The organism is Sphingobacterium sp. SGL-16 (genome assembly GCF_011043515.1).
Classification (GTDB): Bacteria; Bacteroidota; Bacteroidia; order Sphingobacteriales; family Sphingobacteriaceae; genus Sphingobacterium; species Sphingobacterium litopenaei.
The window spans coordinates 1-16,280 of sequence record NZ_JAAKGQ010000032.1 but is presented as its reverse complement, the minus strand read 5'-3'; the positions used below and the strand labels follow the sequence as shown (position 1 = coordinate 16,280).

The window sequence follows — 16,280 nt, the reverse complement described above, 5'->3', positions numbered from 1 at the left end:
GTATCACAATACTACATCAATTTATTTAATTATTTGATAATGAGTATTTTAATTTTTATACAGCTACAACAATAGCTTTAAAAAATTTAAGAAAATTGATTAATTTGGTGATTAATAATTGTAGCGTTAGAGGAAGATTATAAAATTATCATGTTTGCATTTAGCAACTTGAGGTAAATTTAAATAGCAGAAAGTTTCATATTTGTACAAATACTAACCAGTAAACTCTGACGCAACAATATTAGTGTTAATGATTTGATATTGAGAGCTTAAATTGTTTTCGATATACTTCAATATGCCTTACTAACCATACCTAAATCATATGATTCGACTATTGATATGTTTATTTCTTCTTATTACGTTTTCTGCATCTGCACAGAATACAATTGGTCTCCCTGAAGTCATTAATTACACTAAACAAGAATATAAGGGAGGTTTACAAAACTGGGGATTTGCGCAAGATGGATCTGGTATGATTTATATTGCTAACAATGAAGGGGTAATTTCTTTTGATGGAAATAATTTTAAACTTTATCCCTTGCCAAATAAAACTATTGCTCGATCGATATATATTTTTAAAGACAAAATATACGTAGGAGGTCAAGGAGAAATAGGGTATTTTGAACCAAATGCTCAAGGGGTTTTGACATACCATAGTTTGTTAGATTTGATACCTGCGCGTAATCGGGGATTTGGTGATGTGTGGGATATTGTGCATCTCAATAACGAGGTGTTTTTTAGAAGTACCAAATACATTTTTCAATTATCATCAAATAAATGCCATGTGTTTGAAACTTCCAATGAGTGGGTTTTCATGGAGGTTTGTCGTGACAAATTATACATACAAGAAAATAGCAGAGGCTTGTTATTACTTAATAGCGGAAAAATTGAGCCAATTTTAGTTGATGGAAAACTATCATTTATAGGTAATACGATAACCGCTATTCTTCCCTTAGATACTCATTCTATACTAATTACCACTTTGAAAGATGGTTTGTATAAGTTGAAAGAGGATAAAATAGTTCGGTTTGGTTCTGCACATAGTCAAGAATTTATTAATAACCGTATTTATAATGCAATAGCTATTGATAATACGAGTTTTGCATTAGCCAGTTCTCAAAATGGTGTTTTTATTATTAATGATAAAGGTTATGTTATACAATCTTTTTCTAAAAATGAAGGACTGCAGACAAAGAATGTTCTTTCAATATTTAAAGATGCACAATCTAACCTATGGTTGGGCTTGGATAATGGTGTTGACTTAGTATGTTATAATAGTTCTATTAAAAAATTAATTCCACAACAGCAGGATGGGAGTGGATATGCAGCATTGATACATCATCATATATTATATGCGGGCACTTCAGAAGGTTTGTTTTATGTCCCGTTAGATTCCTCAGCTGATTATAGCTTGACATATGGAAAGTTCACACGCGTCCCTAGAGCCGACGGTCAAATTTGGCGACTAGATAAAGTATTTGAACAAGTTTTAGTTGGTGCACATGAAGGAGCTTTTACAATTGATGGAAAAACAATTGTTCAGATTTCAAATGATAATGGGTTTTGGAATTTCTATCCTTACCAAGCATATCATAATGAGAAGATGGTGATCGCGGGAGGGTATGATGGTGTTCGAGTCTTTTCATATACAAATGGACGGTTTGTTCAAAGGGATGATCTTCAAGGATTCAATGAGTCATCTCGTTTCCTGGCACAAGAAAAAAATAATACCATTTGGATATCTCACCCCTATAACGGTGTGTTCAAGGTTTCTACAGATCATAGGGGAAAGCATATATCCAAATTGTATGATCATACCAAAGGTCTGCCTTCCAAATTAAATAATCATGTGTACAGCATTAAAGGAGAAATGTTGGTCGCCACGGACAAAGGAATTTATCATTATAATTCTAAGTCAGACAGATTTGAACCATCTTCTTATTACTTTAAAATATTTGGTGCCCAAAGTATACGGTATCTTAAAGAGGATCAAGATGGAAATATTTGGTTTGTCCATCATAAATCATTGGGAATCGTTGATTTTTCATATTCCACACCTAAGATTATATATTTTCCAGAATTAACCGGAAAGCTATTGAGTGGATTTGAATTTGTTTATCCAATTGATAGACAGAATATATTGGTGGGTGCTGAACGTGGTTATTTCAATATTAATTACGCAAAATACAAGTCTAATATCTCGTCACTATCAACTCATATTAGAAATGTAATCATCACTCAACAATCTGACAGTTTAATATTTGGTGGGTATTTCGAAAACATTAATGGTGATCAAAAACAAAATCGTATTGAGCAAATAAAAACAGGTTGGAAAAGAATATATTTCCAGTTCTCGTCTGCTTTGTTTGGTTATAAGGATAACATTCAGTACAGTTATAGGTTAAAAGGATTTGACGATGTTTGGAGTCAATATTCAGAAAATACTGCTAAAGAATATACGAACCTCTCACCAGGTACATATACTTTTGAAGTTAAAGCTAAGAATAATACAGAGGTAGAAAGTGATATTGCAGCATATGCTTTTGTGATTTTACCGCCTTGGTATCTCACAATAGGAGTCAAGATAGTTTATTTGCTCTTGTTTATTATAGGCAATTATATGTTTTTTATTGTTTTAATAAAAAAATTCAAAAATCAGCGTCAGAAATTTGAAGCAGAGCAAAAGAAATTGCAATATATTCATGAGTTAGAGAAGTCTAAGGCTCAAAGTGAAATTGTACTGTTAAGGAATGCTAAACTTGAATCTGAAATCCAACATAAAAACACGGAATTAGCGGGGAATGCAATGCATCTCGTGCAAAAAGCTCAGCTTATAACAAAAATTAAGTCTGATATTACTCAAGTTATAAAAGAATCTGAAAGTGCACAGATCAATCAAAGTTTGAAGAGAATGATTCGCAATCTGAGTGAAGATGATAGAATAGATGATGAATGGAAGAGTTTCACTATGCACTTTGACAAAGTTCACAATGATTTTTTTAAATCCCTCAAAGAAAAGCACCCGACAGTAACGAATAGTGAAATCAAATTAAGTGCTTATCTGAGAATGAATCTATCGACCAAAGAAATTGCACAACTATTAAATATATCTGTACGGGGAGTTGAAATAGGTCGATATCGTCTTCGTAAGAAATTGCAACTACCCACCGAAGCAAATCTCTATGATTATTTAATCAAAATTGGTAATTAATTGTAATTAATTAAAAAAATCACTAGATAGGTTTGTTTTGTGATGAAATAATCATAAATAATATAAATATGAGGTTTTAATATTTGTATTTATGTTGTTTTAATACTTAAAAATAGTTTTATAATTAATATTTCTCTAAGTTTTGCTTTTTCTAGGTTGTTTTATAGTTTTTTTGTATTCTATATTTTCATTGTTTTGTCGATTTTTGTAAAAAAAATCAAAAAATTATTATTCTTTTTGTGATAATTTTTATACATTTAATTGATTTTGTTGTAAATATTAAAATTTAAATCATGAGAAATGGATTATTAACCTCTTATAAACCTATAAATGGCGTATATGACGAAATGATTGGGGAGGTTTTGCGTCCTCAATTTTAAAAACTGATTAATTCCTTGGGTGAGATGGATGCGGATTCTTTGAGTTTGCGTCATGAGATGACAAAAAAGCTTTTTATGCGCGAAGGAATTACCTTTACTGTGTATAGCGATGGTGAAGGGATTGAGAAAATATTTCCTTTCGATATTATTCCGCGTGTTATTGAGTGTGCAGATTGGGAACATAATATTATTCCTTCCAGTTTGGTGTTTTCCTGTCCAAATTTTCTTCGTCAGATGATGCATGTAGATGTACCTTTTGATATTTACACGCATATCAGTGGAATTGATTTAATCCGTGATTCAGATGGAAGTTATTACGTTCTGGAAGATAATCTACGAACGCCATCGGGAGTAAGTTATATGTTGGAAAATCGCAAAATGAGTTCTCGCATATTTCCGAATCGTTTGGTGGAGAATAAAGTGAAACCTGTAGGTCATTATCCAGATCTTTTGATTAAAAATTTATTGGCATTGGGCTCTCATTTGAGTGATAAACCCAATGTGGTTTTGTTGACGCCAGGTATTTACAATTCCGCATATTTCGAACATACAACTTTGGCTCGTTTGATGGGTATTGAATTAGTTGAAGGACGAGACTTGGTGGTTCAAAATAATTTTGTCTATATGAAAACTACGCGAGGTCTACGAAAAGTGGATGTGATATATAAGCGTGTGGATGATGAGTTTTTGGATCCATTGGTGTTCAAATCTGATAGTATGTTGGGTGTTTCTGGCTTATATCATGTGTACAGAAAGGGAAATGTCAATATTGTAAATGCATTGGGAAATGGTGTTGCAGATGACAAAGCTGTGTATACCTATGTGCCGGATATGATACGCTATTATCTAAATGAAGATCCGATCCTTAAATCTGTGCCTACGTATCAAATGGCTAACGAAGAAGAGCGCAAGTATACTATCAAGAATATCACGAAAATGGTCGTGAAAAGGACCAATGAAAGTGGTGGTTATGGTATGTTAATAGGAGATAATGCAACAGATGAAGAAATCAGTGACTATATCCATGAAATAAGAAAAAATCCCAGACAATTCATTTCACAACCCATAATTAAATTGTCTAGTGCCCCATGTTACATCAATGGAGAATTACAGCCTCGAAGAGTAGATTTGAGACCATTTGCATTATATGGACCCGATGGTATCGAAATTGTACCCGGAGGATTGACCAGGGTGGCGCTTAAAGAAGGTTCTATTGTAGTGAATTCTTCACAAGGTGGAGGTAGTAAGGATACTTGGATCATTGATTAAAACTAGATAGTATAATATGCTAAGCAGAGTTGCAGAAAATATGTATTGGATGAGCCGTTATATGGAGCGAACAGGTATACAATTACGTGTTTTGAATTCTACATATATCTCAGACCAAGATGGGCTGGTCAAAGTAGACTGGAGTCAAATTGCAAAGCACTTTTCGCTCAATTATCCTATGGATAATAATGGCAGTGAAGTTTTGAGTGAATTGATATTTGATGGACAAAAAGATTTCTCGATTCTGAACAATGTATTTAAGGCGAGAGAAAATGCGCGAAGTGCGCAAGACCATATTATTAGAGAATTATGGCAATCATTAAATGATTTTTATCATCTTATCAAAGATGATTATCTAAAAGCTCAGATGCTAGTAGATCCAATGTCCGTAATGGATCAGCTAATCAAACAAGCGATGGTGTATGAAGGTATCATTCACAATTCAATGAGTAGAGGCGAAGCTTTTTGTTTTATGCAATTAGGTAAGCTCATCGAGCGTGGACTTCAACTGGTAGATTTATTAAAATACCAATTGACCATAGATCAAAATGATGGAGAAAAACCAAATGAACAGCGTTGGCGCTATTTGCTTATTTCGTTAAGTGGATATGAAACCTATTTGCGTGAACACGTCGGTAATTTAGATCCTAAATTGGTTTTTGATCAAATTATGCACAATAATAATTTCCCATATTCGCTGGATTACAGCTGGGGCAGAATTGCTGTTTATTTGAAAATGATGAAAAAAGAAGAAATTGGATTATACCATCCTGATTTAAATTTTATTACCGGAAAAGCATCTTCTTACATCAAGTATATACAAGTACCAAATGATTTCGAGGGTCAAATAAATTACCTCAATACCGTCGAGAAATACTATTTAGATATCAATCGAGTTTTGAATAATGATTACTTTGGAAATATCTATTAATACTAAATTTTATGCCTAAATATTACGTTACTCACGTTACAAAATATCAATATCTTTCATCTGTTACAGATAGTGCTAATCAAGTGATATTGTATCCTAAATCGGATGCAAATCAACAAATTATTTCTCAGGTAATTACCACAAAACCGCATGTTCATGTAGATACCTTTGAGGATTATTTTGGTAATCAGGTTGGATTCTTTACGGTAGTAGAGCCTCATAATGAATTAGAAATTAGAGTGGACCTTGAAGTGATTACTACTCACGTAGCTATCAGGAATCAATCGTTGAGTATTCAGGAGCAAAAGAATGAGCTTGCCAGAATACAATGGGAATATCCTTTTATGGATTTTTTACAACTGGAACAAGTAAATGCTAAGTCTGAGATTCAAAAGGTATTTGAAGATCTGAATATTGATAATTTAGATACTTCTGATGTGGTATCAAGTCTTTCGAACTATATATACAATGAATTTGCTTACAGACAAGGTGTGACAACAGTCGAAACTACTGTCGATGAAATTTGGTCGTTAAAAGCAGGAGTATGTCAGGATTTTGCACATTTGCTAATTACCATGTTGCGAATGCTACATATTCCATGCCGCTATATATCTGGGTACATTTGTCCAAGTAAAAGCGAAATGCGCGGCGAAGGTGCTACCCACGCTTGGGTAGAAGTTTATATTCCAGGTTTGGATTGGGTGGGTATCGATCCCACAAATAACTGCTGGGTAGCAGATCGTCATATCATAATTGCATACGGTCGTGATTTTAAAGATTGTACACCCGTAAAAGGAACATATAAAGGCCCTTCAGAACAAGTATTGACTGTTTCTGTGATTATTTCTAATGAGTAGCATAAACTTCGTGAGCGCCCCAAAGAGCCAACAGTACCCGTGTATACAACGACGGCAGCTCCTTCGGTGAGTACATCACAAAACTCTTATCGTCACTTTTTAGAAATGCAGCAACAACAGCAGCAGCAACAATAAATCAACTTTCCATAGCCATAATTTGTTTTTAAAGGATTCGATATCGAATCCTTTTTTGTTTATATCGATTTTTAATAAACGATAGTTTATTCGAATTAAAAATTATTTTAGCTTTTAAATCGTAAAATTTTCTGGTAATAATATAGTTATTAATAAAATTTTCTGAATAATGCATTTGTTGTTGAAAATTATATTGATTAAATGCAGTTTTGTGATTTAAATCATTAACAGATAAGTTCAGAGAATTATGTCATCAAATGCTACCTATAGTAAATGTTTGTCTCCTGAATTAGATAGTCGTTTCAATCATTTGTGGTGTCTAGTAGGAAATACTCCGATGCTAGAATTACGATATACTTATAAAGGGAAGTTAGGGAAGATTTATGTAAAGTGCGAAAATTACAACCTAACAGGAAGTATTAAGGATCGTATGGCGCTTTATATTATGTACAAAGCGTATATGAATTGCCAAATTCGACCTGATGATATCATTGTAGAAGCAACAAGTGGAAATACAGGTATCGCATTCTCGGCTATAGGAAAAGCTTTGGGACATCCTGTAAAAATCATTATGCCTAATTGGTTGAGTAAAGAACGTATCGATATTATTAAAAGTATGGGTGCAGATATTCAACTAATCAGTAAAGAAGAGGGTGGATTTTTAGGTAGTATACGATTAAGTGAGGAATTGGCGGCTCAAGGTGGAATTTTCTTGCCTCGTCAGTTCGAAAACTTATTTAATTCAGAAGCGCATGAATTGACTACTGGTAAAGAAATAGCACTTCAGTTAGCATCTAAAGGTCTTGTAGCCGATGCTTTTGTAGCGGGTGTAGGTACAGGAGGTACAGTGATGGGAGTGGGTAAGCAATTGAGAAATTATAATCCATTTGTGAAGATACATCCTTTAGAACCACAAGAAAGTCCTACATTAACAACGGGATACAAAGTAGGAGCTCACCGTATTCAAGGGATTTCGGATGAATTTATTCCAGCGATAGTGAAGTTGGATGAATTGGACGAAGTAGTTTGTGCATCGGATGGTGATTCTATCATTATGGCTCAAAAATTAGCTAAGCAATTGGGATTGGCCGTAGGAATTTCTTCCGGAGCCAATGTTATTGGAGCTATAAAATTGAAAGAGCAATTGGGTGATGATGCGGTCGTTGTGACACTTTTGTGTGATGACAATAAAAAATATTTAAGTACAGATTTGGTAAAAGATGAACCTGTAAAAGAAGGTTATATTTCTACAGATCTTAACTTTACGGAATTTCTACCAATTGCAAGGCTGGCAAAGCCTTTAATCGGTTAATAAAAATTTTATTTCATCCTATTTGATTAGGAATTGTTTGTGTTAGAATAGATTAAGCCGAGTTCCTGCTCGGCTGATCTTGATTTTAGCTTTTAAAACCAAGTCTATGAAATTATTTTTTAAATTTTTGATTCTAGTAACTCTTTTCTGGTGTTCGCATACGGTTATTGCTCAGGATTCTTTAGTTAATTTAACGGATATAGAGTTTTCGGATGGTGATGAGGTAGATTCAAGTGCGGTGGTGAATTTTGATGATGTTGAATTTACAGATGGGACAAATGTAGATTCTACTAAAGATGTGCTTTTAAAAGACAGTACGCAAGTAGATTCGGTACAGACGGTTCTTCTTGGTTCAGACGAGGCCAATACTGAAGATTCTTCTCTTTGGGGCATATTTATCACAGGGGTGTTGGGTGGTTTTGCCGCATTCTTTATGCCTTGCATTTTCCCAATGGTTCCGCTTACAGTGAGTTTCTTCACGAAAAAGGCAGGTTTTCGTTCTAAAGCCATATCTCAGGCTTTCATGTATGGCTTGTTTATTATTGTGATTTATGTGGCTCTGGGCATGTTGATTACCGTTGCTTTTGGTCCGGAAGCTTTAAATGAACTCTCAACTAATGGTATTTTCAATTTCTTCTTCTTCCTTTTATTGGTTGTTTTTGCTACCTCGTTCTTAGGAGCTTTCGAAATTACTTTGCCAAGTTCTTTTGTTAATAAAATCGATGCCAATTCAGACAAAGGAGGATTAGTTGGATTGTTCTTTATGTCAGCTAGTTTGGCAGTGGTTTCTTTCTCCTGTACAGGTCCTATTATCGGAACATTATTGGTGGAAGCAGCTACACGTGGAGAACGTTTGGGACCAGCTATCGGAATGCTCGGCTTCTCTAGTGCACTAGCTATTCCTTTTGTGCTTTTTGCAATGTTCCCATCCATGTTGAAATCTTTGCCAAAATCTGGCGGATGGTTAAATAGCGTAAAAGTGGTTTTAGGATTCTTAGAACTGGCTTTAGCCTTGAAATTCTTGTCGAATGTGGATTTAGCATACAACTGGAATTTCTTGGACAGAGAAGTGTATTTGGCTTTATGGATTGTGATTTTCGGGTTGTTGGGATTATATTTAATCGGCAAAATAAAATTCTCACACGACAGTACATTGGAATATTTGTCGGTGCCGCGTACGATTATCGCCATTTTGGTCTTCACGTTTGTGATCTATATGATTCCAGGAATGTGGGGTGCACCATTGAAAGCTATTTCAGCTTTCTTGCCTCCAGTTGGCACACAGGATTTTGATCTGACTTCGGGTATTACATCCTCAAACACTACAGCACATGTTGATGCTTCTTCGCGCAAGCATTACACCTATTTCCATAGCAAGGCAACGATAAAAGGCATGGATCCTTATTACGATTACGAAGAAGCTTTGGCCGCTGCTAAAGAACAAAACAAGCCACTTTTGGTTGATTTTACAGGCTGGAACTGTGTAAACTGCCGCAAGATGGAAGCTGAAGTGTGGAGCTCGCCTAAAATCAAAAACTTAATCAACACGGAGTTTATTTTGGTGGAATTGTATGTAGATGATAAAGTCTTGACGCTGCCAGAAAGTGAACATTATATTTCTCCGAAAACAGGAAAGAACGTCAATACAGTAAGCAAACGCAATGCAGACTTGCAAATCACCAGATTTGAGAGCAATTCGCAGCCGTTGTATGCTTTATTGGATTCTCAAGGAGAGTTACTAGTTCCAACAAGTGGCGCTGTATATGATATCGACAAATATGAAGCTTTTCTTCAATCTGCTTTAGAAAAGTTCAAATCAAAAGAATAGATTCAACCTAACCTTATAAACACAAAGCCCAATTGGAAACAATTGGGCTTAATTTTTATTTTTCTCGTGACCAAATCTCATATATCGGATCGCCTTTTGAACTTTTACCGCTATGATGCCAATCGCTCTTTTCTATTTTTCCATTGAAATCTAATGTAGCACCTACCCGTGAATTATCTCTTGAAAAGAATAAAATATTTTCTTGATAGTTTCCATCTTTAAAAGAATATTTACCACCTCCAGTTCCATAAAAGCCTTTTTCAGCAGGATTAATAGCTATCCATTGGAAATAGCCATCTACGAGGATTTTGATAGTTTTTCGGTTTCCGCGTTGAATCGTTTGGATGTTATCATTTGTTTTACGTCCCGTGATTCGCCATAGTCCATCGAGATCCTGTTTTTTAACCGATTGTTTTTGAAAAGGAAATCCATTGATAAGTAGGTTATTGGATTCAATTTCGAGCGGTAAAGAGAAGGTTTCTCCGACTTTTTCTGGAGACTGGTCGTCAAATTCATAACTAACAACCAAATTATTGTTTTCAATTTTGTACGTACCGCCTTGTGTGCCTTTGTAGGTATTATCGCTGTATATACTATGTGTTATATAGCCGTCGATCACCAGGATCAAATGATTGTCCTCGTTCATTTTGGCGAGGTAAGCACCGGATAAATCTTGCCCAAAACTATACATAAGCGTACTTGCGAAAAAGAATAAAATTAAAAGTAAGTTTCTCATAATTAATGGTTTTGATGAAATTAAATATAGCCATTAATTTTTGGAGGAACAATTTCTCTTTGTTGTTTCGCTTTTTGTTAAAAGTGGTAGGCTGTTTCGCTTTTTGTTTCCGATAATACGAAATAAGTCTGAACAGTATTTACTTGAGGAAGAACTGCCAATTTATGGCGCAAGAACATGTGATAGGATTCCATATCTTTAGTTGCAATACGTAACATAAAATCATACGAACCTGCCATTTGATAGCACTCCATTACTTCAGGAAATTTAGAAACCTCATTTTCGAATTCATTTAGTGTTTCGAACGTATGGGCTTTGAGGAATACTTGAGAAAAGGAGATTAAGCCTATTCCAATTTTATTTCTATCCAATATCGCAACAGTCTTTTTAATATAACCTGCTTTTTTAAGCTTCTTAACACGTTCATGAATAGCAGCTATGGATTTGTAGAGTTTCTCGGCCAATTCCTTGTTGCTTAATGTAGCATCTTCCTGCAATAATTTCAGCAATTTGATATCGGTAGGGTCTAAGTTCATATATATCAGGTTTTGATTATATTCAAAAATATCAAATTGAGATGAAATAACGTAATATTTACAGGTAAAATTTAAATTACCTGTAAATATTTAATTATTATAAGCTAAAATCGAAATATACTTTTGTGAGGTTTAAATACTGGATTTTCCTACTGTAATATCTAAACTTTGGGATTGAATGATGTGCGAGAAGAATTCTTTCAAATCCAAGTATTCATCTGGCAAAAATATAGGTTTGTTTATTAAGGATTGAATCTGAACAATTAATGTTCCTTCGCTTTCCTTTATAATATAAAGATATCTTGCAGATTTATCTGCAAGAGCGATATTAATGTTTTTGGGTTTGTTTTTAATGGTATAAGATGTTGGAAGTTTTATGTTTAAAATAAAAGACTCTTCTAAATTTGAACCCAAATCTACAGGATAAGACCTTTCATCGAGATTAAATGGATTTTTTGTGGTTTTTCCAGTGATGAACGGAATAAATTTTAGATCACCTCCATTTATATTTGCGAAATTTTTAAATTCTATTTCTTGTGTTTCAGTCAACATTTGTGATGGATCATCCAGGTTATGAATTTCGTGGTTATTAATTCTATAGTTGACTGTTTCTTCGTACACTTTTTCTTTGTACTCTTCCAATGAATTATGACTGAAAATTTCTTCTCGTCTATTGGTTGCTGAATATCCATTTCGCATAGAATTTAAGGTCCCTCGAAGCGTACCGTCTTCACTCAATTCGCCTGTAAAATCGTAGGAAACTCTGCTACTAAGAAGTGATTCTAATTTAACCCATTTATAGCCAGTTTTTTTAAGTAAATTTCCTTGATAATTTATACACCGAAGTGGTAAATTTCCAAATGGAGCATGTGCGTCTGAGGCATCTAATAAGTATTCTATCGAATCCAGCTCAATATGGGCAACTACATAATTATAATCTGTAATGGTTGGTCTGAATAGAGCAGGCATTCCATTATCCCTGGTAGAAAGAATTACTGGACTGGCATCAATATTTGCAGCTTGAAGAGCGGAAATTAAAGCGAGATTAATATCTGCTGTATTACCGCTACGTTGTTCTAGGGCTTTTTTTACACCATTATCTGTAAATAATCCATAGGACTTGTTCCATTTTATTTGGGATTTAATATAATTGTAAATGGCATTTGCTTTTGCATATGGAGTCATGTCGTCTTTGATAACGGTGGGAAGAATGGACTTAAATAATCCAGTTCTGCTCAACTCTTTGCCAAAATTATCAGCTCCATATAACTGATCGCGCACATTTTCCCATGTACTAGTGTAATTGTGTCTTGGACCGAAGGGAATAGAGAAGGAAGCCAATTCAAATGTTAGAGTTCCCATGAAATTTTTGGGTGATGTCATGTAATCTTCACGAATAAAAGCAGGAATATTTTTCGCGATATAAATAGTCTGTGTTCCGCGGACATCACCGGTAGATGTCACAATTTTGGTGTCGTAAGGTAGAGTTTTTCGTGTATCTAACTTGACATAACCTTTCATGTTCACGTTGTATTGGCATATTTCTGGGATCTCAGAGATAAACTCAGAATGTTTTTTAGGAATATAGCTTTGAAACTGCCAAGATTCTAAATTGTATAAAAAAGGAGATTCGGTCGTGTAACGAAGTTCAATGATAGAACCTTCTTTCACATTGGCTAAGGCGATCTTTACTGCATCCCGGTTTTCCGAAACTTTTTCTGTCAGAATATTTTTCTTCTCTAGGTCTATTTTTTCAATTTTTCCATCTTCTAATAGATTGTATGTTATTCCCTTTATACCATCTATTGTTTCTCTATTACTGTTACTTTTATATAATGGAACCGTGAAATTAGCATAATCCAAGCCCTCTTTATTTTTAATAAAGATTTTGGTATGATAATAAAATCTTAATACTAATTCTCCTTTGATGTCTTGGTATTCGATACGAGCTCTTCCGAATTCTTGTAGCACTATGGCTTCTGCGTGTGGAGCATAGGTATCTTGGTCGAAGTCTTCTTTTGAAATTTTTCCAAAAGAAAAATCTTGTGCCTTTACGTAAGAAAATAAAAGCAGCATGAATAATATTGATAAAAACTTGGGCATTTTTTTTTAGGTTATTATTGTTAAAGTTTAACCTAAAATAACATTATTTTTTATTTGTTGGTAAAAAAGTTTATTCGATATTTTCGTTATTATATTATAGTATATTTGTTTTTCAGATTTTATAAACCATACATTATATGAAAATTAATAAGCTTAATACGTTTACTGTTTGTGCAGCTTTAGCATTAGGGACATTAGCATCTTGTAATTCACAGAATAAAGAAGATAAAGATGAAGTCCATAATGCGGCGACCCAAGTTACACCTGAAGAAGCCAAAGATATTATTGGTCGATGGGATCTTACGGTGGAAAAAGATGGAAAGCAAGTTCCTTCATGGTTAGAAGTAAAATTATCTGGTTTCAGCACGTTAGTGGGTTATTATGTCGCTGATGCAGGTAGTGCGCGTCCTGTATCGCATATTAAATTTGAGAATGGGAAATTTTCTTTTGAAGTGCCTACGCAATGGGAAGATGGGACGGGGCTTATCAAAGTAGAAGGATCATTGGAAGGAGGCAAGCTAAAAGGAAAGATCATTAGCAATAAAGGTAATGAATATACATATGAGGGTGAAAAGGCTCCTTATCTAGTGCGTACAGCAGAAGGAAAATTAGGTACGCCAATTGAATTGTTTAATGGTAAAGATTTGACTGGTTGGAAGACTTCTTCGGATGACAATCAATGGGAGGTGAAAGATGGAATTTTAATTAATAAAAAAGCTGGTGCGAATTTAATTTCAGATCAAACTTTCGAAGATTTTAAATTAGAAGTAGAATTCAAATATGCTAAAGATGGTAATTCAGGAATTTATCTTCGCGGACGCTATGAAGTCCAAATTGAGGATTCTCCATTAGATAGACATCCAGGATCGTTGTATTTTAGCGGTGTTTATGGCTTTTTGACACCAAGCGAGATTGTGACAAATGGTCCTGACCAATGGAATAAATATGAAATTACATTGAAAGGTAGAATGGTAACAGTAGTGGTGAATGGCAAAACTGTTATCAGTAATCAAGAAATTCCTGGAATTACTGGCGGAGCTTTAAATAGCAAAGAAGGCGAACCGGGTCCAATTTATTTGCAAGGAGATCATACAGGTGTAGAATTTAGAAAAATTAAAATTACACCTATTCAATACTAACAAAAATGGCTTTGAAATCTCAAAGCCATTTTTTATACCCCTATTTGTACTACAACAATATCTTCATTATGATAAGCCGGATAATAAGAAGATATAGATCCCGAATTTTTGTAATCTCTCAATTCTTCATATAAGACTTCACGCAATCGGCCTTTTCCTTTGCCATGTATGAATTTTATCTCTGAAAAATCCCAATAAATTGCCGAATCAAGACATTCTCTAAAACGATCAATCGACAGCGCTAATAATTCATCCGCTTCATAAGATTGGAAATCGTCCACAAAAGCTTCTGCGTGTAAATCAACTGTTTTAGGAGGTTTAGGAAGTGTTCTCATCGACTTAAAATAAAAAGGGTTTGTCAGGATTATTGCGTAAGTAATCTAGTTTACTTTCAAACATTACAGCCATTTTTTGCGCGCGCCAAATGGCTTCATTTGCTTTTTCGCCTTTGAATAAGCTATTTACCGTAGTCTCAAAGAGTGATAACCATTGATCAAAATGAACTTTGCTAATAGGTAAATGCGCATGAGGAGGAAATGGTCTGCCTTCATAGGTGTATTCATCTAACAAAATGGTTTGCCAGAATCTGTACATTTTTTCCAAATGTTGAGGCCATCTGTCTTGGATGTTTTGATTGAAAATAATACCAAGCATATCATCTTGTTGGATCTTTCCGTAGAAAGTGTCCACCAATAGCTTTATATCCTCCATATTTTCTATATCTCTCATGTGCTAAACGGTATGATGCAAAGTTGATGATTTTTACGCAATACCTCGTCATGAAGCTGTAAATAGATTAGGATTTAATAATGGCTACAATTTCTTTAAATCCTCTTTGTTCGGCATGTTGTAATGGAGTGATTCCGTCATGATCAGGAATATGCATATTTGCGCCAGCATCTTTTAGTATCTGCACTATTTGTTGATATTTGAGGCTGCCGTCTCTTAGAATAACAGCTTCCATTAATCCCGTCCAACCTAATCTGTTGATATGATCTATAGGAAAATCCTTTGTGTTAGCAAGTAATTTGACGGTTTCAATATGACCACGTTCGCAGGCAGGTATCAAAGCTGTTCCATAATATCTATTAAAAATGTCAAACCTGGCTCCGTTTGCTAAAAATAGTTCGACCAATTTTGTTTGACCAGTTGCACCAGCATAAAGAAATGCACTGTCTTTATTGTTTGCTTGTTGATTGACATTCGCGCCCTGAATAACAAGTAATTTAGCCATTTCATAATTCCCCTCGATTGTCGCTAAGAGTAACAATGAACGACCTTCATCATCTATAGTATTAATATCAAATCCTCTTTGGATGGCATTAACCACAGCGATTGTATCATTTTGATTTATGGCTTTTATAACATCTTGTTTTGTCATTTTTGCAGATGAAAAGTTTAAATTTTGTTGCGCTTCGCAAGATTGCAAAGTGAATATAAAGCTAATTAGAATTAAAAATAGTTTAGTCCCCATATCCTTATTTCTTAAAAAAAAGTATAAGACTTCAAAAAGATAACTTGAAATTAGATATTTTGTTTTTAGATGAAATGAAATCATTTGGACGAGCCTCAAATCTTGCAATTTTATTTTTCTCGAATATATAGAAATACGTTTTTGATGAGTAGTGAAAATTATCTTTCAATAAATCAGTAAGTTTTAAATTTTATACAAATAAATATTTGGAAGTAATCAAAAACGCTGTATATTTGCATCACAATCAACAAAGGTGATATCTTTTCGGGGTGTAGCGTAGCCCGGTATCGCGCCACATTTGGGATGTGGAGGTCGTAGGTTCGAATCCTGCCACCCCGACAAAAGCCACTGATAGTCAGTGGCTTTTTC

13 protein-coding genes and 1 tRNA gene are annotated in these 16,280 nt (G+C 34.4%); 8 read left to right on the top strand and 6 right to left on the bottom strand.

Annotated features, from left to right (window positions below; translation table 11 throughout):
• Positions 1-322 precede the first annotated feature (322 nt).
• The 6 genes from G5B32_RS11435 to G5B32_RS11410 all read left to right on the top strand — a co-directional run bounded on the left by G5B32_RS11435 (position 323) and on the right by G5B32_RS11410 (position 9,923).
• Positions 323-3,211, top strand: a complete 2,889-nt coding sequence (locus G5B32_RS11435; protein WP_165291662.1) for a triple tyrosine motif-containing protein — start codon at positions 323-325, stop codon at positions 3,209-3,211.
• 383 nt (positions 3,212-3,594) lie between these two features.
• Complete coding sequence (locus tag G5B32_RS11430; protein WP_410528468.1) at positions 3,595-4,860, top strand: circularly permuted type 2 ATP-grasp protein; 1,266 nt, start codon at positions 3,595-3,597, stop codon at positions 4,858-4,860.
• 16 nt (positions 4,861-4,876) lie between these two features.
• On the top strand, positions 4,877-5,791 hold the full coding sequence (locus G5B32_RS11425) for an alpha-E domain-containing protein (RefSeq protein WP_165291661.1): 915 nt from the start codon (positions 4,877-4,879) through the stop codon (positions 5,789-5,791).
• Positions 5,792-5,802: 11 nt separating this feature from the next.
• Positions 5,803-6,648 carry a transglutaminase domain-containing protein gene (locus G5B32_RS11420; RefSeq protein ID WP_165291660.1) on the top strand — a complete coding sequence of 282 codons (846 nt, stop codon included), beginning with the start codon at positions 5,803-5,805 and terminating at the stop codon, positions 6,646-6,648.
• A 382-nt stretch (positions 6,649-7,030) separates the two neighbouring features.
• Positions 7,031-8,095 (top strand): PLP-dependent cysteine synthase family protein, encoded by a 1,065-nt coding sequence (locus G5B32_RS11415; protein WP_165291659.1) that lies wholly within the window; start codon positions 7,031-7,033, stop codon positions 8,093-8,095.
• Between the two features lie 106 nt (positions 8,096-8,201).
• Entirely contained in the window at positions 8,202-9,923 is a 1,722-nt protein-coding gene (locus tag G5B32_RS11410; protein WP_165291658.1) for a protein-disulfide reductase DsbD family protein, read from the top strand.
• A 55-nt stretch (positions 9,924-9,978) separates the two neighbouring features.
• On the opposite strand, the gene G5B32_RS11405 is transcribed toward G5B32_RS11410, so the two are convergent.
• The 3 genes from G5B32_RS11405 to G5B32_RS11395 form a co-directional block, all read right to left on the bottom strand.
• Positions 9,979-10,659 (bottom strand): hypothetical protein, encoded by a 681-nt coding sequence (locus tag G5B32_RS11405; RefSeq protein WP_165291657.1) that lies wholly within the window; start codon positions 10,657-10,659, stop codon positions 9,979-9,981.
• Positions 10,660-10,736: 77 nt separating this feature from the next.
• Positions 10,737-11,195, bottom strand: a complete 459-nt coding sequence (locus G5B32_RS11400; protein WP_165291656.1) for an Lrp/AsnC family transcriptional regulator — start codon at positions 11,193-11,195, stop codon at positions 10,737-10,739.
• Between the two features lie 132 nt (positions 11,196-11,327).
• Positions 11,328-13,298 carry a DUF3857 domain-containing protein gene (locus G5B32_RS11395; protein WP_165291655.1) on the bottom strand — a complete coding sequence of 657 codons (1,971 nt, stop codon included), beginning with the start codon at positions 13,296-13,298 and terminating at the stop codon, positions 11,328-11,330.
• A 137-nt stretch (positions 13,299-13,435) separates the two neighbouring features.
• Between G5B32_RS11395 and G5B32_RS11390 the strand changes: the two genes are divergently transcribed.
• Positions 13,436-14,437, top strand: coding sequence for a DUF1080 domain-containing protein (locus tag G5B32_RS11390; RefSeq protein ID WP_165291654.1), 1,002 nt, complete (start codon positions 13,436-13,438; stop codon positions 14,435-14,437).
• 32 nt (positions 14,438-14,469) lie between these two features.
• Here G5B32_RS11390 and G5B32_RS11385 read toward each other — a convergent pair whose 3' ends face one another.
• From G5B32_RS11385 to G5B32_RS11375, 3 genes are all read right to left on the bottom strand, one after another.
• On the bottom strand, positions 14,470-14,772 hold the full coding sequence (locus G5B32_RS11385; protein ID WP_165291653.1) for a hypothetical protein: 303 nt from the start codon (positions 14,770-14,772) through the stop codon (positions 14,470-14,472).
• 4 nt (positions 14,773-14,776) lie between these two features.
• Positions 14,777-15,166: a group III truncated hemoglobin gene (locus G5B32_RS11380; protein ID WP_165291652.1), complete on the bottom strand. Its 390-nt coding sequence runs from the start codon at positions 15,164-15,166 to the stop codon at positions 14,777-14,779.
• A gap of 67 nt (positions 15,167-15,233) precedes the next feature.
• Positions 15,234-15,911, bottom strand: a complete 678-nt coding sequence (locus G5B32_RS11375) for an ankyrin repeat domain-containing protein (RefSeq protein WP_165291651.1) — start codon at positions 15,909-15,911, stop codon at positions 15,234-15,236.
• 265 nt (positions 15,912-16,176) lie between these two features.
• Here G5B32_RS11375 and G5B32_RS11370 point away from each other — a divergent pair.
• Positions 16,177-16,250, top strand: a tRNA-Pro gene (locus tag G5B32_RS11370).
• Positions 16,251-16,280 lie beyond the last annotated feature (30 nt).